The organism is Cellulomonas sp. Marseille-Q8402, assembly GCF_965119525.1.
On the sequence record NZ_CBCPLX010000001.1, the window covers coordinates 532,329 to 553,224 of the forward strand.

A 20,896-nucleotide genomic window follows, 5' to 3' on the forward strand; every position below is an offset into this window, starting at 1 on the left:
ATTCGTGCAGCGGACCCCAGTCATCACCGACCACTTGCTCGTGCCCGTCAGCCGCAGCAGCTCGAACGTGGTGATGCACGTCAGCCCGCTCCTCGTTCCTGAGCCCATGCCTCTCCTCGCGGTCGCTATCGACCTGGCCGACAACGGCGGACCCCGCGAGTTCGAGCGCGGCGCAGGATTATTCGCTGACTGGCTCGCACAGACGCGCCGGCGCCTCGCATGATGCATCCGCGGGCAGCCGACCGAACTAAACCGTCACCTGTCCGTACAGCGGAACCGGGTGGTGGCCATCTGGGCCCGCATCGAACGCGAACACCAACCTCGCTCCACGGGCTGGCCCCTCGAGGCGCAGTCCCACTCACGGGGACTGCGTGCAGTGATCGCGGATCGTCGATCCCGTTCCGAAGGAGGAAGCGGGCCTCCACGACCCAGTGCGCCAACGTGCCGGACCTCAGAGCGACGAACGTGCCCGAGCAAGAGAGTCCGCTCTCCGCTGTGGACCTCGCCTCAGCTTCCTGCTCGGGGAGATTCGACCACGATCCCGGCACATAGTCCGCCGGCACAGGACTTGTGCGACCTCCAGTGCGACGCTATCGCAAGGCTCTTGGAAGACGAGGTCGAGAGTGTTCCTGTCAGATCATTCATTTTTCGATTGGCCGTCCGAGAGCCGCTGCTTAACGCGCTCAGAGTCGAGGTCCGGTATTCCGATCCGACCCCTGTAATGACTGTGCTGAACAAGCAGACCCTCGGAAAAGGGGCTGACGAGTGAAGCCACCGGGCTCATAGTATCTAGAACCTCTGCGGTGACGGCCTGCACGTTTTCCAGATCGAGAACAAGGTCCGGGATGTCACGAAATGCCGGCAAGTAGTAGAAGCGGCCTTGAGTAGCTGTCAGAACGTGCTTCTCGAGCTCATTCCAGGCGCCCTTTGACGGCGAACCGAACCACTTCTGGAATCTGGGGTTCGATCCCAGGTCTCCCGCTTTCGCCAGAAGCGCGAACTCGAACTTGCTTTGAGCGAAGTCACACGCCGGCGTCAAGATCACCCACCACGTGGCATCCGGCGCTCGTAGAAGGTCCCCTGGTGCGCGACGGCTCGACGCAGGCGGGTAGATGTATCGATGGCTCGGGTCTGCGGTCAACGACCGCTCGCTATCTTCTTCGAGCACTCGGGAGAGACGGCTAAGCAGAACCTGTGCGATCCCCGGAGAGTCTGCGGCCTCGGTGTACTCGGCCCAATTTGGGGCTAGTTCAGTCCACATGTGTTTGCGCAACACACTGGCTACATGCTGTTCAATGCCACTGATTGTGATGACCGCGCGACTAGCAACAGCTGCCTGGATTGCAGCCGGCAGCTTGTCGGTGTCGTCTTTCGTTACTACGGTGACCAAGGGCGCCATCTGCTCATGGATGACTGTTTCAGGGAGAGCCGTCCAAAAAACCACTGGGGCGAAGCGAGCATCTTTGATACTGAGATATACAGTGTGCCCCGCTGCCTCATCCTCAGGTGACTGATCAGGTGTGTCCCGCCGCACATCGAGAACCACGACGTCACTTTCACCACGACTGAACCTGGCGAATCCCTGATCGAAGTCCGTCTCCACCGAGACCTCGACCTCAATTTCCTCGCTTTCCGAAAAGGCGTCTTCGATCTCGCGCCGTGCATCTGCCGCGAGGGCGTCCTTGTCCTCGATAATAAGGACTCTGACCTTCTCTCTCACTGCACCCGCCTCCTGAAGGTGGCCTCGAAAGTCGCCCCGTCAAGCGGACCTTCATCAACGAGAACGAGTTGGCCCTCGTAGATGTCTTCCACGAGGTTACCTACGATACTCAGACCGAGTCCTACACCCTCCGGTTTACTGGAAAAGTAGGGGTCGAAGATATGCGCACGCACGCTCTCCGCAACCCCTGGTCCAGAGTCGCTCACAACGAGACTCAGTGAAGAGTCGTCGTTGAGCCGGGCGATACAGATCACCTTTCGCTCGGATCCCTTCGACTGGGTTGATGTCCAGTAGATGGCGTTCTGTATGAGGTTAATCAGGACTGTCAGTAGTTCAGCTTCGTCAATCTTCACCACGACTGGATCGCCCTCGCGGATCAATTCGACGCTGCAGTCCTCGGCTTCCTGCTGCAAGATCGCGATTGCTTTGTCAATGACGTAATCGGTGCTGATCTCCTTGGGTCGACCGCGCTTACGGCCACCAAAGGGTTCGATCTGCCTAAAGAGAGACGAGAGAAGATCGGCTTGGGCCGTCGTATCCGACATGGCTCTCGCAGCTATCGTGATCTTCTCGCCATCAGTTAGGTTCTTCTTATCGAGGTCGCGTGCACCGAACCGCGCAAGGTTCTTGATTCGTGTCACGACGGTTCGGCCGTCGTGAAGGACACGATCGATGAGTGCCCCGAGGGTGGCGAGTCGGGAGTACCGCGACAAGACATTCTGAACCTCTGCGACGCCTTCCTGGATATCGCGGTTCTTCTCGTCAATGAGTCCGATCAGGCGCTTGTCGCCGGGATAGCTCTGGGCCAGAGCGGCGCGGACCTCACCGAGGTCGAAGCGCTCGAACAGGCCGCCCTTGCTCTCCGCCGGTTCGGTCGTGGGGTGGCGCGCTGTATACCGCCGCGTCTCGAGCTCGTTGAGCGCGGCTCTGACGAGAGTCTGGAGATCTGAATAGGCAGCGCTGGCGAGGATGCCCTCCCGATTCGTCTGGTCCTTGAGGCCTTCGTTCGTGTCGGCACCAACGAACACATGTCCAACGACTTGGTTGTTTGATACGCGACGGGTTGGTGTCTGGACTCGGCGCAGGTCGAGTCCCAGCCAGTCGTCGCCACTCTCACCGAATGGCAGAACTCGGAAGCCATCTCGGTAGATGCTGACACCGGCAACCTCGCTGAGCGTGTCACGGAAGCCCTTCAGGTCCTTCGCGCTGGGCGCCGCGCTCTCTGCGTCGGTCTCCTGGAGAGTCCGACGGATGGCTGTCTTATCTCGGTCCCAGACGTTGAGTTCGAAGTCGAAGGGTCCTGCCTGGGGGGAGCGCTTCGCATCAGTCCACAACTGCTTGGTTCCGAGATCCTCCTCGAGCGGAGGGTCCTGCTGCGTATAGCGAAGCGTCGCTGCCCCGTGGGTGTCCACGGTTCCGGTGAGGCTGTAATGAGGGGTCTGGAGCTCAGACGATGGCTCGACGGGACCAGCGAGGTCTTGGAGGCCTTCGTCGACGTCGACCAGTTCCAAAATCACCTGGAAATCAGGCTCAGCATCTCCCGTTCTTGCGATGCTCGAACCTACGCCGGGACGGGGCCGAATCAGCCGTGTGAGCGCTGTTCGTAGTTCGAGAAGGTCGTCACGGTCCCAAGCGCGAGAAAGATGGTCAATCTGGACGAGAGTGCCCCGGCCGTGATGCCAGGTCTCCTTCTCTGCTGCGGAGAAGGTATCGACGGATGAGCCGGCGTCCGAGAATATTTCGGGTGCCCCAACCTCCCAGGCGACCTCGATCTGATCGAGGTATGCGTCCTCGCGATCAAAGTCCGTCCAGTCGATCAGAAGTTTGACCTCGTCGGCATCGGTCATGCGCGTAACGAGCATCATCTCCTGACCGAGCCGGGCCGCGGCGAGTCGACCGATGCCCTTCTCACCGAGCACTCGTCGACCTCCCTCGCTGCGAGGGCGTCGTCTCTTGGTGTCGGTCGCGATGTCGAGCCATGAGCGCTGGAGTGTGGCGACGTCCATGCCGTGGCCGTCATCCCACACCTCGATGTGGCCTTTCGCTTCCTCCAGCGGACCGTGGAAGCGAATCAGAACGACGCTGGCGTCGGCGTCGTACGAGTTCTTGACCAGTTCAATAAGAGCGACCTTGTCGCTGCTGATGAGGTCGCTGCCAAGAGTCCGGAGCAGGCGCGCCTTCGGGCGGAGCGCGCCGCTGCCGGAGGGCTCCTCGTTCACCGCCTGCTGGACATCGGCGCTCATGAGACTCGCTCTCCCCTGGACTCGGCTGGGTGTGCAGTGGCGGGATCGAGGACCCGGGCCCGTGCCTCGGAAACAGCGATCGCACGAATCGCGCACATCCGCAGTGCTGCTTCGTCACCGCTTGAGACCAACTGGGCGAGGGCGACCTTGATGTCAGTGCGGAGGCCGGTATGCCCTTCCGGCAGATCCATCAGGAGGGTCACGACCTTGCTGACGTGGTCGTTAACGAGGAGCTCGTTTCCGCCGCGTAGTAGCGAGAACATGCGGCGCTGCGCGTCGCCGAGCATGGCCGCAACGCGCGGTGTCCAGTCAACTGCCCGGCTCTCTCGCAGGATGCCTCTAAGTTGCCTCAAGACGTCCTTGCGAGTTTTGCTGAGCGTGTGCACGTCGATGTGCTGGAGCGACTCGAAGGAGAGTTCCGGAGCGCCTCTGAGTGGTTCCATAAGTAAAGCCGCGGTCGCGACGGGAAGTCTGTGCATCTCAAGTAGTGCAGCGACCGCGGCAGCAGCAGCCGTCATGTCCGGCCCAGGGAAGAGCCACCATGCCGTCTTTCTCTGCTCGTCGGCCCACAGCGACAGGCGTCGGCGAAGAAGGGGGAGTCTAGGCTGCTCCTTACGTTGCTCCGCGAGGGGCACGATCGCCTCAGCAACTGTCCGTCCCAGTGCTGGTGGGACTGCATTGCCGATCTGCCGGAAGGCGTCGCTGCGAGTCCCTGCGAAGCGGAAGCTGTCGGGGAAGGTCTGGATGCGTGCCGCCTCACGGACGGTAAGTGTGCGGTGCTCCGCCGGGTGGATGTACCAGTAGCCGTCTTTGGCGATGTGGGCGGTGATCGTCCTGCTGAGGTCGTCCCAGTCGAGACGCTTGTACTTGTCGTTGAAGGTGTCGGAGCGGTATCGGCGCAGGTGCTCAGGGAGGTCCGAGTACAAGGTCGAGGAGGTCATGAGCTCAAACGCCTCACGGTCATCGTCCCGAACCGGACGCGTCATGTGGTCGTAGATAACGTCCGCGGCGTCGTCACGGAGCGTCTTGGCCAGTGCACTGGACGGTTGACCCGTGTAGGGAAGTTCGCGCCCGCCGGTGGTGTCGTCGAGTGAGGGAAGGTCTTCGATGGCATCACGGACGGTGGGGCGGTACTCCGTTGGTGCGGGCCAAACCGGCAGAGCCCCGTCGTTGCGTGCTTGGAGGATGAATCGCTTACGGTGCTGTGGGACTCCGTGACGCCACGCGTCAAGAAGTCGGTAGTCAACGAAGTATCCGGCGCCTTCGAGGACGTTCGAGATCGCTCTAATAACCGCGAGATCGTCGCCAATCGCCATATCGGGCACGTTCTCCATGAGAACGGCGCGAGGTCTCAGTGCCAGGACGACATCGATGAAAGACCGCCACAGTTCTTTGCGCGCATCGACCTCATCGCGCATGCCCTCGTTGATGAGGCTGCGGATCTTCGCCCGTCCGGCGCGGCTGAAGGGCTGGCATGGCGGGCCTCCGGCTACGAGGTCGATCCCGAGCGGTCGGAGTCGATCGATGAGTGCGGTCACCTGGGCAGGGTCAGCCATGTCGACGTCGAGCGCTTGGCCCCGGAAGTTGGCACGATGCGTCTCTAGGGCCGCCGTGTCGTGATCGACTGCGGCGACAACGGTCCAGCCTGCTGCTTCAACGCCAGCGCCGAGACCGCCAGCTCCCGAGAACAGATCGACGGCGAGGGGACGGCCGGACGACCTCTCTAGCCGACACCACTCGCCAAAGCCGTCGTCGTCCGGAGCGTCTGCGTGCCTGGGTAGGACGAGCGGTGCTGAACGCTCCAGCTTCACTGCGTATGCTGCCAAGCTCCAGCGCTCCTTCCATAATGTCTTCGTGGCACGCGGCTGGCCGAGCCGACACCATGCCCACTCGCACGGTACCGGTAGTCCAGGACCCGCATGGCGCACCGCGCCGTAGCGGATCGCTGACGCGCTTTTGTCTTGCCGATCTGGCCCTGCCCGCCCGGGTCACTAGGCGGTCTCCGGTCCCTACCCATCGTCTACCGCGTCGACGATACGAGAGGCCACCGACAGCGGCTTCTCGTGCTCCCGCACCCCGTTCCCGAGCGGATGCCTCCGCTCGCAGTCGTAGTCGTGATTGACCTAGCCGGAAACGGTGGACCCGCGGGCTGTCTACACATGCTCAAGCCGCACTAGGGCGACCTGTACGCACTGCCTCGTTCGTCGTGGCGCGGAGTGCCGCACATCTACTGGCCATGACGATCCAAGAGACCAGCCATCCGAGGGCTCGTTCGACGAGCGAGACCGAGCCACGAAACGTCGTGGGAGCGACGTCATGACGAGGCGGAGGTCCAGCAACGGGACGGGAAGCGAGAGGCAACGTGCGGACGGACGTTGGGAGATCCGGTTCTACACCGAGGACCCCCGCACCGGCGCACGCAAGCGACTGTCGGTCTACGGAGACACGCTCCGCGCGGCCCGCGGCGCTCGAGAAGAAGTCGAACGCCGCGCGCGTGCCGGCCTCTCGCTGACTCCCAGCAAGGTCACGCTCGGCGAGTGGCTGGAGACCTGGATCACCATCTCTCTCCCCGCGTCGAACAACTCCCCCAACTACCGAACCCAGATGCAGATCCTCGCCCGTAAGCACCTCATGACTGCGCCCATGGCGCAGCTCGCGCTGGTGCGGCTTCGACCCATCGCCATCGAGGACTTCGTCAACTCCCTTCGCGATCCCGCGCCCGGCCAGAAGGTGCTCTCCGGCTCTACGATCCGCTCCATCTGCCTGACCCTGCGACGCGCCCTCGACGTTGCCGTCCGCGAAGGGATCATCGAGACCAATCCGACCAAGGACATCGCACTTCCCCGCGCCGACAAGCGCACCGCGCGCGCCCTGTCCACCGAGGACGCCCAACTTCTGCTCGCCGAACTACGGACCTCCCGCTACTACCCCGCCTTCGCCCTCATCGCCACGACGGGGATGCGTCGTGGCGAGGCACTGGGTCTGAAGTGGTCGGACATCGACATGAGGACCGGCACCCTCACGGTGCGACGCACCCTCTCTCAGGCAACCGGCGGCCCGGCGACCGGGACCCCGAAGACGTCCTCGTCGCACCGACGCATAGCCCTTCCGGACGGCACCAGACGGATCCTGCTGGAGTGGGCCGTCGAGCAGCAGGAGGACCGTGCTCGCGCGGGCAGCCGCTGGCACGACGACAACTGGGTGTTTACCAACCCGACAGGAGAGGTCTCGCACCCCCGCAACGTCCTGCGAACGCTGCAGGACGCCGTGAACCGTCTCGGGCTGCCGAAGGGCACTGGCGTCCACACCCTGCGTCACATTGCTGCTACCCACATGCTCGAGGCCGGCATCCACGCCCGCGCCGTTGCCGACATCCTGGGCCATGCCAGCGCAACCACGACGCTCGAGATCTACGGACACACCACCGCCAAGGTCGTCCGAGAGGCCGGCGACCATCTCGCAGACGCGCTCCTCCCGGCAAACGACGGCACGAGCACAGAGTGACACGGCCCACACATCGGACCTGCTGCGCAGAAGCGCCGGGGTTCGCCGCCATCGCCCGATGGGGATCAATGGGGGTACGGGCCCTTCTAGCCGCGGAAAGAGGCCGTCTCCGATGATCCGGAAACGGCCTCTGACCTGCGACTTTACGTCGGGCTGACAGGATTTGAACCTGCGACCCCTTGACCCCCAGTCAAGTGCGCTACCAAGCTGCGCCACAGCCCGATGGTCCCCGGAGGGACCTCGGCGGCCCCCGCAGGAGCCTCGGAAACTCTACCGCATGCGCGGGGCCTCGCCGTCCCCCGTCGGCAGGTGGGCGCGCCACGCGGACGCCACGGCGGCCAGGCACACCGCGGCGACCGCCGTCCCGCCCAGGAACATCGCCGGGTACGGCCAGCGCACCGACAGCCACGCGAGGACGGCGGGGACGAAGAACCCGAGGTACGCCGCCGAGTAGTAGACCGCCGTGAGCCCGGCCAGGTCCTCCGGCGTCGCGATGCGCTGCACCTCGGACAGCCCGGCGACCAGCGCCAGCCCGTAGCCGGCACCGAGCACCGCCGCCGCGAGCACGACCACCGGCAGCGCCAGCGTCGCGGCCGCCCAGGCGGCGAGAGCCGTCCCGACGACGAGGATGGCGAGCGCGACCACCGAGGCGCGGGCGCTGTGCCGGGTGTCGACGAGCCGCGCCACCGACTGCACCGCGAACCCGACGGCCAGCGTGATCACGGTGAGCAGCGCCGAGAACGCGATCGGCACGCCGCCGGTGCGTTCGCGCATCAGGCCCGGCAGGACCGCGTAGGCGCTGCCGACGGCGCCGAACACCCACGGCGCGAGCGGCAGCACGACACGCAGGAACCGGCGGTGCCCCGCCGCGGGCACGCGCAGGTCGGCCCGGAGCGTCGTGCGCCGGCCGGCCGGGCCGGCGGGGTGGGTCTCCGGGACGGCCAGCACGACGAGCCCGGCGGCGACGGTCACGGCCGCGTGCACCAGGTAGGGCGTGCCGGTGCGCCAGGGGCCCCACTGCGCGAGCACCCCGGCGATCCCCGCCCCGAGCAGGAAGCCCAGCGTCAGCGACAGGGACGCCCGGCGCGCGCCCGCCTGCGGCGCGCCGGCGGCGGCGCACAGCTCGACCACCCACGTCGTGCCGACCGCCATCACGAGCCCGAGCGCCAGGCCGGACAGCACCCGGCCCGCCGCCAGCGCCGGCACCGAGGCGGGTCCGAGCGCCAGGACGAGCGACCCGACGATGCCCAGGGGTGCCGCCGGCAGCAGGAGCGGACGCCGCCCGAACCGGTCCGAGAGCGGGCCCCCGATCAGCAGCGCGGGGACGATGCCGAGCACGTACGCGGCGAGCAGGGCGTTCACCGTGAGCGCCGAGAGGTGGCTCACCTCCCGGTACATCACGAGCAGCGGGGTGAACTCGTTGCCGCCCCAGGCGACGGCGAACATCAGGGCGCCGACCCGCAGCCAGGCGCGCGGCCCCGGGGCCGGAGGGGCGGCGGCGGGTGCCGCGAGGGCGTGGGTCGTCGTCACCGCGGCACCCCGCCGGGGTTCGCCCCGTGAAGGTGCGCCCCGTGCAGGTGGGTCGCCAGCGCGGCACGGAAGGCCGCTGCGTCGCCGGCCTCGATCGCCGCGACCAGCGCCTCGTGGTCCTCGACGAATCGCGGGGCGCGCTCGCCGGAGGCGCCGACGGACAGCGCCACCATCCGCAGCTGCCGCTCCCCCAGCGTCACCGTGAAGCCGGTCAGGAGCGCGTTGCCCCCGGCGGCCACGACGGCGAGGTGGAACGCCGCGTCGTGCTCGGTGTACGCGGCGAGGTCCGCCGCGGCGACCGCGTCCCGCTGCCGGGCGATCAGCGCGCGCAGGTCGCCGACGAGCCGGTCGCGCGCCCGGTCCGAGCCGACGACCGACTCCACCGCGTGCGACTCGAGCAGCAGCCGCGCCTCCACCACGGCCTCGACCTCCCCCGGTGCCGCCGGCACCACGAGGGCGCCGCGCCGGGGGAACAGCCGCAGCCAGCCCTCGGTCGACAGGCGCAGGAACGCCTCGCGCACCGGCGTCCGGCTGATCCCGAGCCTGGCGGCGACGTCGCCCTCGGAGACCATCTCGCCGGCGGGGAGGCGGCCGGCGAGCAACGCGTCCTTGACGTACCGGTAGGCGGTGTCGGCGGCGGGTGGGGACGCGACGGGGTCGAGTGCGGGCGACTGCATGGTCACTACATGTATCTCAACCGCATCTCAGTTGTCCAGCCGCCCGTCGGCGGCAGCGCTACGGGATGCGGTGGCGCCGCGGTGCTCCGTCAGCGGTCGGCGGCGGCCCGGGCCGGGTCGGCGGCGACGTCGCCGTCCGCGCCCGCACGCCCGCGCAGCACGTCGAGCTCGGCGGCCACCACGGCGAGCAGGAGCAGGTCGACGACCAGACCGGTGACCGCGCTCCACTGGTCGACCCGGAACAGGAAGATCTGGGTCAGCAGCAGGTTGACCAGCAGCGCGCGCCGGAACCACTCGTAGCCGCGCGCCCGGTCCCGCCCGACCAGCCGCAGGCCGATCGCGGAGCAGACCAGCGACACGACGCCGCTGCCCACCATGCCGATCACGGCCCACCAGGGCAGCTCCGCCCCGGACGCCACCAGCGCGACCCCGCGGCCGACCGTGTAGAGCGTCGCCGCCGCCAGCACCAGCACGGTGATCCGGGGCAGCCAGCGCATCCGGACCATCCGCCGGGAGGCCGCGACGACGGCCCGTGACACCGCGCTGATCGGGTCGGGCAGCTCCCGCGCGTCGTCCTCGACGACGTCCAGCAGCGCGCGCACCTCGGCCGCACCGCGGACGTCCCCGGCGGCGTCGGCGAGCTCGCGGGCCTGGCGGCGGGCGCGGTGCGAGAACCCGCCCGCCAGCCCTGCGACCGCCAGGTCGGCGGCGGCGGCGAGCGTCTCGTGCGGGTCCCGCGCCCGGCGGCCGTGGATGACCTCCCCCACCAGCACCAGCACGACGACGACCACGTAGATCAGCGAGGCGGTCGGCTCGTAGAAGTAGTCGTTGTCCGACGTGACGAACTTGCCGATCTCGTCGATGAAGAGCCCGAAGCCGACGCCGCCGACCAGCGCGGCGAGCGGCCGCACCACCGGCCCGGCCCAGGACAGCACGGCGACGACGGCGACCGCCATCAGCAGCCCGCCCCAGAGGACGTGCGCGATGTGCAGGCCGTCGCCGCCGAGCTGCGGGAAGCCGGTGAGCGCGAGCAGGCCGCGCGTCACCAGCACCGTGAGCACGGTGACCGCGAGGAACCCCGCGACGTGCCGCGGGCCGGCGGGGTCGCGCGGCAGACCGAGGACGAGCACCGGCGACCGGAGCAGCCGTCCGTCCCGCGCCCGACCGTCCCGCGCGACCTCGCGGGTCACCGCTTGCGCTTCTCCCGGACCCGCACCGAGATCGAGATCGGCGAGCCCTCGAAGCCGAAGGTCTCCCGCAGGCGGCGCTCGATGAACCGGCGGTAGCCGGCCTCGAGGAACCCGGACGCGAAGATGACGAACCGCGGCGGGCGGGTGGACGCCTGGGTCGCGAACAGGATGCGCGGCTGCTTGCCGCCCCGGAGCGGGTGCGGGTGCGCGGCGACCAGCTCGCCGAGGAACGCGTTGAGCTTGCCGGTGGGCACGCGGGTGTCCCAGGACTCGAGCGACCGGGTCAGCGCCGGCACCAGCCGGTCGGTGTGCCAGCCGGTGCGCGCCGAGATGTTCACGCGCGGGGCCCACTGGATCTGGACGAGCTCCTTCTCGATCTCGCGCTCCAGGTACGGGCGACGGTCCTCGTCCATGAGGTCCCACTTGTTGTACGCGATGACCAGGGCACGGCCGGCGTCGATGACCTGCTGGATCACCCGGGTGTCCTGCTCGGTGAGCGGCTGGGAGGCGTCCAGCAGCACGACGGCCACCTCGGCCTTCTCGATCGCGGCCTGCGTGCGCAGCGACGCGTAGAAGTCCGCGCCGGAGGTCTGGTGCACGCGGCGGCGGATGCCGGCGGTGTCGACGAACCACCACGGGATGCCCTTGAGCTCCACCAGCTCGTCGACCGGGTCCCGGGTGGTCCCGGCGACGTCGTCGACGACCACGCGGTTGGTCCCGAGCACCTTGTTCAGCAGCGAGGACTTGCCGACGTTCGGCCGGCCGATCAGCGCCACGCGGCGGGGACCGCCCGGACGCGCCTCGCCGTGCGCGGACTTCAGGGGAAGCGCGGCCATCGCGGCGTCCAGCAGGTCGCCGGTGCCGCGGCCGTGCAGGGCCGAGACGGGGTGCGGCTCGCCCAGACCGAGGCTCCACAGCTCGGCGGCGTCGGCCTCGACGCGCGGCCCGTCGACCTTGTTCGCGCACAGGACGACCGGCTTGCCCGACTTGCGGAGCAGGCGGACGACGCGCTCGTCGGTCGCGGTCGGACCGACGGTGGCGTCGACGACGAACAGCACGGCGTCCGCCAGGGAGATCGCGACCTCGGCCTGCTCGGCGACGCGCGCCTCGATGCCGGCGACGTCGACCTCCCAGCCACCCGTGTCCACCAGCGTGAACCGGCGGCCGGACCACTCGGCGGGGTAGGAGACGCGGTCACGGGTGACGCCGGGCTTGTCCTCGACGACGGCCTCGCGGCGGCCGAGGATGCGGTTCACCAGCGTGGACTTGCCGACGTTCGGCCGGCCGACGACGGCGAGCACCGGCAGCACCACGTGCTGGCCGTCCTCGTCCACGTCGTCCAGGTCGCCCGAGAGCAGCCGGACGTCCTCGTCCTCGAGCTCGTACTCCTCGAGGCCGACGCGCAGCGCACGCTCGCGCGCCTCGTCGTCGGGGGCGTCCGCGGTGACGTCGGGGCCGTCGGCGACGTCGGACGGCTCGGCGGTCCGGTCCGCCGCGGGGTCGCCGGCGACCGCCTCGTCGAGGTCGACGACCTCGTCCTCGAGGGGTCCGCTGGTGGTCGGCTGGGCCGGCTCGCTGTCATGCATGGGCACCATTGTCCCTGACGCCGGACCCCGCGGGCGACCGAGCCCCCGCGAACCGACCCGCAACCCCCTCGACGCCCGCCCCCGCGTCCCGCCCCCGCCCGCGTCCCGCCCCGACCGCGTCCCGCCCCCGCCCTCACCCACCTCGCCGAAATAGTGCGCTCTCGCCGAGGTAGTACGGCACGTCGCACTACCTCGCGCACATCGCACTACCTCGGCGTCGAGGGGACGCAGGCGGGACGCGCGCGGAGCGGCGCGCCGGGCGGGGTCAGTCCTGCGGGAGCGTGACGCCGGTGCGGGACGACGCCCGGGCGACCAGCGCCGCCAGCGCCACCCGGATCTCCTCCGTCGCCGACACGATCGCCTCGCGCCGGGACTGCCCGGCGACCGGCTCCAGGTGCAGCGGCTCCCCCAGCTCGACGTGCAGGCGCCGCCGGAGACCGGGGACGTGCCCGACCGACTCCCCCGTGCGCCGGGTGCCGAGGATCGCCACGGGGACGACGGGCGCGTGGCCGTTGACCGCCAGCCAGGCGATGCCGGCGCGGGCGGACGACGCGTCACCGCGTCCGCGGTTCCCCTCGGGGAACACCCCGACGGTCCCCCCGCGCTGGAGCACCCCGAGCGCGGTGGTCAGCGCGGCCCGGCCGCCGGAGCGGTCGACGGGGATCTGGCGCGAGGCGCGCAGCACCGCACCGACAGGACCGGTGAACATCTCCTCCTTGACCAGGATGTGCACCCGGCGCGGCGTGACCCCCTCGAGCAGCGGGCCGTCGACGACGCTGGTGTGGTTGGCGGCGAACAGCACCGGCCCCTCGGCCGGCACCCGCTCGGCGCCGACCACGCGCGCGTCCCAGACGCCGTGCGCGAGGAACCGGCCGATCCCCCGCGCCCAGGCCGGGACCTCGGGCAGCGGCCCGGCCGCGCTCACGCGTGCAGGTCCGCGGTGCGCGCGACCACGTCGAGCACCGCCTGCACCGTCTGCTCCAGGTCCAGCTCCGAGCTGTCGACCGTCACGACGCCGTCGGCCGCCACGAGGAACTGCGAGACCGTCGAGTCGTCCGCGTCCCGGCGGACCACCTGGTCCCGGGTCGCCTCGACGGCGGCCGCGTCGGCGGAGCCGTGCACCTCGCGGGCGCGCCGGGCCAGCCGGGCCTCCTCGCTCGCCGTGAGCAGCAGCCGCACGTCGGCGTCGGGCGCGATCACCGTGGTGATGTCCCGGCCCTCGGCGACGATGCCGCGCCCGCCGGAGAACGACGAGGACGCCGCCTGCGCGGCGATCTCGTCGCGCTGCCGCCGGCCGAGCTCGGCCCGCACCTCGAGGTTCGTCGCCACGGCGCTCACGGCGGCCGAGATCGCGGTCTCGCGGATCGCCTCGCCGATGTCCTGCCCGTCGACGTGCACGCCCGGGTCGGCCGGGTCGACCCCCATGACCAGCGGCATCTCGCGGATCAGCGCGGCGACCGCGTCGACGTCGGTCAGCGGGACGCCGCGGTGCAGCGCCCACCAGGTCGCCGCCCGGTACATGGCCCCGGTGTCCAGGTAGGCCAGGCCCAGGCGCTCGGCGACCCGCCGGGACACGCTGGACTTGCCCGAGCCGGACGGCCCGTCGATCGCCACCACCACCGGGCGCCGGGCACCCGTCGTCGTCGTGGAACGGGCGGCGTCGTCGCGCGCGCTCACCTCACCAGCCTCCATCCGCGGGCCGTCAGCTCCGCCTCCAGGTGCGCCGAGCGCGCGGGGTCGACCGACACCGCGGCCATGCCGACGGGCCGGCCCGCCGCGTGCTCGAGCTGCAGGTCCTCCAGGTTCACGCCCGCCGCGCCGACGTCCGTCAGCAGGCGGGCCAGCTCACCGGGCTGGTCCGGGACCAGCGCGGTGACCACCGCGTACCGGCGCGGTGCGCCGCCGTGCTTGCCGGGCACCAGGGCGACCCCGGCGTTGCCGTCGGCGATCAGCCGCGCCACCCGTGCCAGGGCGCCGAGCTCGACGTCCTCCGGCCCGGTCGCCCGTGCGGCGCTGTCCAGCGCGGCCAGCACCTCGTCGAGGTCCGCCCGCAGCCCGACGAGCACGTCGCGGACGGCTCCGGCGTTCGCGGCGAGGATCGACGTCCACAGCGCCGGGTCGGACGACGCGATGCGCGTGACGTCCCGCAGCCCCTGCCCCGCCAGGCCGAGCGCGTCCGGCTCGACTCCGCGCAGGGCGGCCGCGACCAGGCTGGCCGCGACCTGCGGCACGTGCGACACCGCCGCGACCGCGGCGTCGTGCGCCTGCGCGTCCATCGTCACCGGCACCCCGCCCAGGTCGGTCGCCAGCGCCCGTACCGCGAGCAGCGCGTCCGGCCGCGACTCGCCGGACCCGACGACCACCCACGGACGCCCGACGAACAGGTCGGGCACCGCAGCCGCCGGGCCGGACCGCTCCCGGCCCGCCATCGGGTGCGACCCGACGTAGCGGGTCAGGTCGGCGCCGGCAGCACGCAGCTCGCTCAGGACGTAGCCCTTGACGCTCGCCACGTCCGTCACGACCGCGCCCGGGTGCGCCGCGAGCTCGGCGCGCACGACGTCCGCCGTCACGTCCGGCGGTGCCGCGACCACGACGAGCGCGGGCTCCGGGTCGCCGTCCGCGGCGGGCCGGCCCGCGCCGACGTCCCGGGCCAGCGCGAGCGCGGTCCGGGACGGGTCGTGCAGGGTCACCGGGACGCCGCGGGTCGTCAGCGCCAGGCCGACCGACGCACCGAGCAGGCCGGTGCCGACGACGCGGACGGGGCCGCGGGTCGCGACCCCGCCGTCCGTCGTCAGCGGCAGGTTCACATGCCCACCGAGGTCATGAGGGAGCCGACCTCGGCCTTGCCGAGCACGCGCGTGCGGCCGACCTTCAGGTCGCCGAGCTTGATCGGGCCGATCTGCGTCCGCAGGAGGCGGGTCACGGGGTGCCCGACCTCCTCCATGACGCGGCGCACGACGCGGTTGCGGCCCTCGTGCAGCACGATCTCGACCAAGCTCGCCTGCGGGGTGGAGTCGATCAGCCGGAAGCCGTCGATCTCCACCACGCCGTCCTCGAGCTCCACGCCGCGCTTGAGCCGCGCCGCGAGCCCGCCGGACACCCGGCCCTCGACCGTCGCGAGGTAGGTCTTGGGCACGCCGTGCGACGGGTGCGACAGCCGGTTGGCCATCTCGCCGTCGTTGGTCAGCAGGATCAGGCCCTCGGAGTCCGCGTCGAGGCGGCCGATGTGGAACAGCCGCTCCTCGCGCCCCTGCACGAACTCGGCGAGCGACGGGCGGCCCTCCGGGTCGTGCATGGTGGACACGACGCCGAGCGGCTTGTTCAGCGCGATCGTGATCACCGACTGGTCCAGCTGCAGCCGCAGCCCGTCCACGTGGATGACCGACGTCTGCGGGTCCACCCGCACGCCGAGCTCGAGCACGACCTGGTCGTCGACGGACACGCGGCCCGCGGTGATCAGCTCCTCGCACGCACGGCGGGAGCCGAGCCCCGCCTGGGCGAGCACCTTCTGCAGCCGGACGCCCTCGGGGTCGTGCACGTCGACCGTCGGCTCCGAGCGGCGCCGGGGCGCGGGACGCGAGGGGCCGGAGGGCCACGTCGAACCCGGGCGGCCGATGCCGCCCGCGGGACCGCGGCGCTCGCCGCCGGGACGGCCACCGCCCTGCCCGCCACCGCTGCCCTGCCCACGACCCTGGCCACCGCCCGAGCCGCCGCCCTGCCAGCCGCCGCCGCGCTGCCCGGGGCCACCCGAGCCGCCGGAGCCGCCCGACGCGCCCGGACGGCCGGAGCCGCCCGGTCGCCCAGCGCCGCCGGGTCGCCCGGCACCGCCGCCCGGTCGCCCGGCACCGCCGGGCCGACCCGCACCGCCACCGGCACCGCCGCGGCCCGGTCCGCCGGACCGGCCCGCCGCACCGCCACCGGCTCCGCGCGCACCGCTGCCGCCGCCCGCTCCGCCGCGGCCCCGGCCGCCCTGTCCTGCTGCACTCATCACACGTCTCCTGTCGTACCGTCTGCGCCGTCCAGCCCGTCGAACGCGTCGATGTCGGGCAGGTACGGCGCCAGCGGGGGCAGCTCATCGAGGCTCGTGAGGCCCATCCGCTCGAGGAAGTATCCCGTGGTCCGGTACAGGACCGCACCTGTGCTCGGGTCGACGCCCGCCTCGGCGACCAACCCGCGGGCCGTCAGGGTGCGGACGACGCCGTCCACGTTGACGCCGCGCACCCCCGAGACCTGCCCCCGGGTGACCGGTTGGCGGTAGGCGATCACGGCCAGCGTCTCCAGCGCGGCCTGGGTGAGCCGCGCCGTCTGGCCGTCGAGCACGAACCGCCCGACGACCTGGTGGTACACCGGAGCGGAGTAGATCCGCCACCCCTCGCCGGCCTGCCGCAGCTCGAACCCGCGGGGACGCCCGCCGTGCTCGCCGCGGTACTCCTCGGCGAGCGTGCGGAGCAGGTCGACGACGTCCGGCACCGGGAGGTCCAGCACCGTGGCGAGGCGCACAGCCGGGATCGGCTCGTCGGCGACCATCAGCACCGCCTCGAGCGCGGCCAGGGCCCCGCCGGGGAGCTCGGCGACGTCCGGGGCGGCCTCGTCGGGCACCGGCAGGTCGATCGACGGCAGGTCGAGCGCCGCGCCCCCGGCCGGGTCCTCGCTCGTCGTGGTCACGCGCCCACCTCCTGGTCCGCCTCGTCGAAGTCCGTCGTCACGGCGATGTCGCCGTCGCCCTCGCTGGTCCACCGCACGGTCAGCTCACCGAGCGGCGTCACCTGGTCGAACCCGACCAGCCCCTCCCGGAACAGCTCGAGCAGGGCGAGGAACCGGGCGACCACGACCAGCGTCGAGCCGGCGTCCGCGGTCAGCGCCCGGAAGGTGGCCGCCCCGCCGTGCCGCAGCCGGTCGGCGAGCACGGCGGCCTGCTCGCGGACGCTCACGGCCGGGGCGTGCAGGTGGCTGATGTCGACGCCGGGCGGCGGCGGGGGCGGTGCGAGCGCCTTCGCCGCCAGCGCCGCGAGCTCGTCGGGGCCGAGGTTCCACACCAGCTCCGGCAGCATCGCGGCGAGGTGCGGCTCGAGCGCCACGGTGCGCGGGTACCGCTTGCCCTGCTCGGTCAGGCGGGTGCCGATGTCCGCGGCCACCACCTTGTAGGCGCGGTACTGCAGCAGCCGCGCGAACAGCAGGTCCCGCGCCTCGAGCAGCTCCAGGTCCTCGGCGTCCTCGACGTCGCCGGCGGGCAGCAGCCGGGCGGCCTTGAGGTCGAGCAGCGTGGCGGCCACGAGCAGGAACTCGCTGGCCTGCCCCAGGTCCCAGGTGCGCCCGCCGTCGGCCGCCGACCGCTCGGCGGCGCGGATGTGCGCGATGAACTCGTCCGTGACCGCCGCCAGGGCGACCTCGGTGATGTCGAGCTTGTGCTTGGAGATCAGCCCCAGCAGCAGGTCGAACGGCCCGGAGAAGTTCTCCAGGTGCACCTCGAAGGCGCTGGACCCGACCGGCGCGTCGGCCGTGCTCGCCGCGGGGGCGACGTCAGGCGGCGTCGCCACGGGCGACGAGCTCCCGGGCCAGCTGCCGGTAGGCGAGGGCCCCGGCGTGCGTCGGCGCGTAGGTGGTGATCGGCTCCGCCGCGACGGACGCGTCGGGGAACTTCACGGTGCGGCCGATCATCGTGTGCAGCAGCGTGTCGCCGAACGCCTCGTACACGCGGGCGACGACCTCGCGGGCGTGCAGCGTGCGCGAGTCGAACATCGTGCCGAAGATGCCGTCCACCTCGAGCCGCGGGTTGAGCCGGTCGCGGACCTTCTCGATCGTCTCCACGAGCAGGGCGACGCCGCGCAGCGCGAAGAACTCGCACTCGAGCGGGATCAGCACGCCGTGCGCGGCGGTCAGCGCGTTCACGGTGAGCAGGCCGAGCGACGGCTGGCAGTCGACCAGGACGACGTCGTAGTCGTCGAGCACGGGCCGCAGCACGCGGGACAGGATCGACTCGCGGGCGACCTCGCTGACCAGCTGCACCTCGGCGGCCGACAGGTCGATGTTCGCCGGCAGGAGGTCCAGGTTCTCGATCTCGGTCGGCAGGATCATCTCGGTGATCGACGCGTGCCGGTCGACCAGCAGGTCGTACACGGTGCGGTCCAGCTCGTGCGGGTTCGCGCCGAGGCCCACCGAGGCCGCGCCCTGCGGGTCGAAGTCGACGATCAGGACCCGGCGGCCGTACTCGGCGAGCGCGGCGGCCAGGTTGATCGTGGAGGTCGTCTTGCCGACGCCGCCCTTCTGGTTGCACATCGCGATGACGCGGGCCGGACCGTGGGCGGCGAGCGGCGCGGGGACGGGGAAGTCCGGCAGGGGCCTGCCCACCGGGTCGAGAACGGTCTCGGTCGTCTCCTCGCGTGCCACCCGGACAACTTACCGGAGGGACGGGCCGGTCAGCGGTCTCCCGCGCCGGTGCGCGCGGCGCCCGCCGCGGCCCGCGCCGCGCTGTCCCGCCTGGCGCGCGGGTGGCTGGTCGCGTAGACCTCCCGGAGCGTGTCCGGCGTCACCTTCGTGTAGATCTGCGTGGTCGTCACCGAGGCGTGCCCGAGCAGCTCCTGGACGACGCGCACGTCGGCACCGCCGGCCAGCAGGTGCGTGGCGAACGAGTGCCGGAGCGTGTGCGGGGACACGTGGTCCGCCCCCGGCAGCCCGGCGCGCTCGGCGGCCGTACGCAGCACCGCCCACGCGCTCTGCCGGGACATCCGGGCGCCGCGGGTGTTGAGGAACACGGCGGACCCGCCCCGGCCGGCCGCCGCCAGCGCCGGGCGCGCGCGCACCAGGTACGCCTCGACCGCCTCCACCGCGTAGGCGCCGACCGGCACGACACGCTCCTTGCTGCCCTTGCCGAACAGCCGGACCGCGGCACGCCCGGGGGTCAGGTCGAGGTCGTCGACGTCCAGTCCGACCGCCTCGGAGATGCGCGCACCGGTGGAGTAGACGAGCTCCAGCAGCGCCCGGTCGCGCAAGGGCACCGGTCCGTCGCCCAGCGACGCCGCGTCCAGCAGCCGCTCCACGTCGTGCGTCGAGATCGCCTTGGGCAGCACCTGCGACTGCTGGGGCGGGCGCACGGCGCGGGCGGGGTCGGCGGCACTCAGACCCTCCAGGACGCAGAACCGGTGCCAGCCGCGCACGGCGACGACGGCGCGCTTCGCGGACGACGCCGACAGCACCGCCCGCCCGTCCGAGCCGGTGCGCACGGCGACCAGGAAGCCCTCGACGTCGGCCTCGGTCACGTCGGCGACCCCGGTTCGACCTGCCGAGGTCAGGTGCTCGACGTAGCGCGTGAGGTCGCGGCGGTAGGCGGCGAGCGTGTTCGGCGACAGGCCGCGCTCGACGGTCAGGTGCGCGAGGTAGCCCTCCAGGGCCGACCGCAGCGCAGGGGCGACCGGGGCGTCGTCCATGCGCCGTCCTCCCGGGCTGCTCGTGTCAGAGCGGGAGGAAGACGTCCACCGCCACCGCGACCGACAGCAGCGACAGGTACGTGATCGACCCGTGGAACACCGACATCGCGCGCAGCTTGCCGCGCGAGGGGTCCTGGGCGCGACGGTACAGGCCGATGCAGGACCACAGGAACCACACGCCGAGGGCGGTCGCCACCACGGCGTAGACCCAGGTCATCCCGGCGACGGGCACCAGCAGGAGCGAGCACGCGATCATCGCCACCGTGTAGGCGATCATCTCCTTGGCGACCTTCGACTCGGCCGCGACCACGGGCAGCATCGGCACGCCGGCGGCGGCGTAGTCCTTGCGGAACTTCATCGACAGCGGCCAGTAGTGCGGCGGGGTCCAGAAGAAGATCACGCCGAACAGCAGCACCGCGGCCCAGGAGATCCCGCCGGTCACCGAGGACCAGCCGATCAGCACCGGCATGCAGCCGGCCGCCCCGCCCCACACGATGTTCTGCGGGGTGCGGCGCTTGAGGATCATCGTGTAGCCGACGACGTAGATGAGGATCGCGACGCCGGTCAGCAGCGACGACGCCACGTTGACCACGAGCGCGAGCCAGAGCAGCGACGCGACCCCGAGCACGAGCCCGAAGACCAGCGCGGCGCGCGGGGTGATCTCCCCCGTCACCAGCGGCCGGCGCTTGGTGCGGTTCATCACCTGGTCGATGTCGCGGTCGAGGTAGCAGTTCAGGACGTTCGCCGAGCCGGCCGCCGCCGCGCCGCCCACGAGCGTGGCGAGGACGAGCCCGATGGACGGCAGGCCGCCCTGCGCCAGGATCATCGTCGGCACGGTGGTGACGAGGAGCAGCTCGATGACGCGCGGCTTGGTCAGCGCGACGTACGCGCCGAGCCGGCGGCGCCAGCCCGTGCGCCCCTGGGCCGCCACGCCCTGCGGCGGGCGGGAGGACGCACCTGCGGGAGCGGCTGGACTCATCGTGCGCACGCTCCGGTCCTCCGCCCCTGTCCTCGGTCCGCGC

General features: G+C 71.1%; 17 protein-coding genes and 1 tRNA gene. 1 reads left to right on the forward strand and 17 read right to left on the reverse strand.

The genetic code is table 11. From position 1 onward, the window contains the following. Positions 1 to 637: 637 nt before the first annotated feature. Genes ACWPWW_RS02595 through ACWPWW_RS02605 form a run of 3 tightly spaced genes read right to left on the reverse strand, consistent with a single transcriptional unit; the run spans position 638 to position 5,774 of the window. The gene (locus tag ACWPWW_RS02595; protein ID WP_454048783.1) at positions 638 to 1,720 is read right to left on the reverse strand and encodes a hypothetical protein; all 1,083 of its coding nucleotides are present in this window, start codon (positions 1,718 to 1,720) and stop codon (positions 638 to 640) included. Continuing rightward, the gene (locus ACWPWW_RS02600; protein ID WP_454048784.1) at positions 1,717 to 3,963 is read right to left on the reverse strand and encodes a sensor histidine kinase; all 2,247 of its coding nucleotides are present in this window, start codon (positions 3,961 to 3,963) and stop codon (positions 1,717 to 1,719) included. Before ACWPWW_RS02600 ends, ACWPWW_RS02595 begins: the two co-directional genes overlap by 4 nt. Next, positions 3,960 to 5,774, reverse strand: a complete 1,815-nt coding sequence (locus ACWPWW_RS02605; protein ID WP_454048785.1) for a DNA cytosine methyltransferase — start codon at positions 5,772 to 5,774, stop codon at positions 3,960 to 3,962. The genes ACWPWW_RS02600 and ACWPWW_RS02605 overlap by 4 nt, the downstream gene beginning before the upstream one ends. Before the next feature lie 505 nt (positions 5,775 to 6,279). On the opposite strand from ACWPWW_RS02605, the gene ACWPWW_RS02610 reads away from it, so the two are divergent. Further along, positions 6,280 to 7,467: a tyrosine-type recombinase/integrase gene (locus ACWPWW_RS02610; protein ID WP_454048786.1), complete on the forward strand. Its 1,188-nt coding sequence runs from the start codon at positions 6,280 to 6,282 to the stop codon at positions 7,465 to 7,467. Positions 7,468 to 7,615: 148 nt separating this feature from the next. Here the strand turns inward: ACWPWW_RS02610 and ACWPWW_RS02615 are convergent. From ACWPWW_RS02615 to ACWPWW_RS02680, 14 genes are all read right to left on the reverse strand, one after another. Further along, positions 7,616 to 7,689: transfer RNA gene (locus tag ACWPWW_RS02615), tRNA-Pro, on the reverse strand. Between the two features lie 48 nt (positions 7,690 to 7,737). Beyond that, positions 7,738 to 8,997 carry an MFS transporter gene (locus ACWPWW_RS02620; RefSeq protein WP_454048787.1) on the reverse strand — a complete coding sequence of 420 codons (1,260 nt, stop codon included), beginning with the start codon at positions 8,995 to 8,997 and terminating at the stop codon, positions 7,738 to 7,740. After that, on the reverse strand, positions 8,994 to 9,674 hold the full coding sequence (locus ACWPWW_RS02625; protein ID WP_454048788.1) for a GntR family transcriptional regulator: 681 nt from the start codon (positions 9,672 to 9,674) through the stop codon (positions 8,994 to 8,996). The genes ACWPWW_RS02620 and ACWPWW_RS02625 overlap by 4 nt, the downstream gene beginning before the upstream one ends. Positions 9,675 to 9,763: 89 nt before the next feature. Further along, positions 9,764 to 10,864 carry a hypothetical protein gene (locus ACWPWW_RS02630; RefSeq protein WP_454048789.1) on the reverse strand — a complete coding sequence of 367 codons (1,101 nt, stop codon included), beginning with the start codon at positions 10,862 to 10,864 and terminating at the stop codon, positions 9,764 to 9,766. Next, positions 10,861 to 12,450 (reverse strand): ribosome biogenesis GTPase Der, encoded by a 1,590-nt coding sequence (gene der, locus ACWPWW_RS02635; protein ID WP_454048790.1) that lies wholly within the window; start codon positions 12,448 to 12,450, stop codon positions 10,861 to 10,863. Before der ends, ACWPWW_RS02630 begins: the two co-directional genes overlap by 4 nt. Positions 12,451 to 12,715: 265 nt before the next feature. Then, complete coding sequence (locus tag ACWPWW_RS02640; protein WP_454048791.1) at positions 12,716 to 13,375, reverse strand: lysophospholipid acyltransferase family protein; 660 nt, start codon at positions 13,373 to 13,375, stop codon at positions 12,716 to 12,718. Then, positions 13,372 to 14,127 carry a (d)CMP kinase gene (gene cmk, locus ACWPWW_RS02645; RefSeq protein WP_454048792.1) on the reverse strand — a complete coding sequence of 252 codons (756 nt, stop codon included), beginning with the start codon at positions 14,125 to 14,127 and terminating at the stop codon, positions 13,372 to 13,374. The genes ACWPWW_RS02640 and cmk overlap by 4 nt, the downstream gene beginning before the upstream one ends. Beyond that, positions 14,124 to 15,257 carry a prephenate dehydrogenase gene (locus ACWPWW_RS02650; RefSeq protein ID WP_454048793.1) on the reverse strand — a complete coding sequence of 378 codons (1,134 nt, stop codon included), beginning with the start codon at positions 15,255 to 15,257 and terminating at the stop codon, positions 14,124 to 14,126. The genes cmk and ACWPWW_RS02650 overlap by 4 nt, the downstream gene beginning before the upstream one ends. Continuing rightward, positions 15,254 to 15,988: a pseudouridine synthase gene (locus tag ACWPWW_RS02655; protein WP_454048794.1), complete on the reverse strand. Its 735-nt coding sequence runs from the start codon at positions 15,986 to 15,988 to the stop codon at positions 15,254 to 15,256. The genes ACWPWW_RS02650 and ACWPWW_RS02655 overlap by 4 nt, the downstream gene beginning before the upstream one ends. Before the next feature lie 449 nt (positions 15,989 to 16,437). Next, the gene (gene scpB, locus ACWPWW_RS02660; protein ID WP_454050382.1) at positions 16,438 to 17,055 is read right to left on the reverse strand and encodes an SMC-Scp complex subunit ScpB; all 618 of its coding nucleotides are present in this window, start codon (positions 17,053 to 17,055) and stop codon (positions 16,438 to 16,440) included. A gap of 56 nt (positions 17,056 to 17,111) precedes the next feature. Further along, complete coding sequence (locus ACWPWW_RS02665; RefSeq protein ID WP_454048795.1) at positions 17,112 to 17,987, reverse strand: segregation and condensation protein A; 876 nt, start codon at positions 17,985 to 17,987, stop codon at positions 17,112 to 17,114. Beyond that, complete coding sequence (locus ACWPWW_RS02670; protein ID WP_454048796.1) at positions 17,971 to 18,837, reverse strand: ParA family protein; 867 nt, start codon at positions 18,835 to 18,837, stop codon at positions 17,971 to 17,973. The genes ACWPWW_RS02665 and ACWPWW_RS02670 overlap by 17 nt, the downstream gene beginning before the upstream one ends. Before the next feature lie 29 nt (positions 18,838 to 18,866). Beyond that, positions 18,867 to 19,874 (reverse strand): site-specific tyrosine recombinase XerD, encoded by a 1,008-nt coding sequence (locus ACWPWW_RS02675; RefSeq protein WP_454048797.1) that lies wholly within the window; start codon positions 19,872 to 19,874, stop codon positions 18,867 to 18,869. Between the two features lie 25 nt (positions 19,875 to 19,899). After that, positions 19,900 to 20,853: a heme o synthase gene (locus ACWPWW_RS02680; RefSeq protein WP_454048798.1), complete on the reverse strand. Its 954-nt coding sequence runs from the start codon at positions 20,851 to 20,853 to the stop codon at positions 19,900 to 19,902. Positions 20,854 to 20,896 lie beyond the last annotated feature (43 nt).

Excerpts from the sequence above, each read along its gene's own strand:
- ACWPWW_RS02600 (WP_454048784.1), bottom strand. The coding sequence starts at position 3,963 with ATGAGCGCCGATGTCCAGCAGGCGGTGAACGAGGAGCCCTCCGGCAGC.
- ACWPWW_RS02610 (WP_454048786.1), top strand. The coding sequence starts at position 6,280 with ATGACGAGGCGGAGGTCCAGCAACGGGACGGGAAGCGAGAGGCAACGT.
- ACWPWW_RS02625 (WP_454048788.1), bottom strand. The coding sequence starts at position 9,674 with ATGCAGTCGCCCGCACTCGACCCCGTCGCGTCCCCACCCGCCGCCGAC.
- der (WP_454048790.1), bottom strand. The coding sequence starts at position 12,450 with ATGCATGACAGCGAGCCGGCCCAGCCGACCACCAGCGGACCCCTCGAG.
- ACWPWW_RS02675 (WP_454048797.1), bottom strand. The coding sequence starts at position 19,874 with ATGGACGACGCCCCGGTCGCCCCTGCGCTGCGGTCGGCCCTGGAGGGC.
- ACWPWW_RS02680 (WP_454048798.1), bottom strand. The coding sequence starts at position 20,853 with ATGAGTCCAGCCGCTCCCGCAGGTGCGTCCTCCCGCCCGCCGCAGGGC.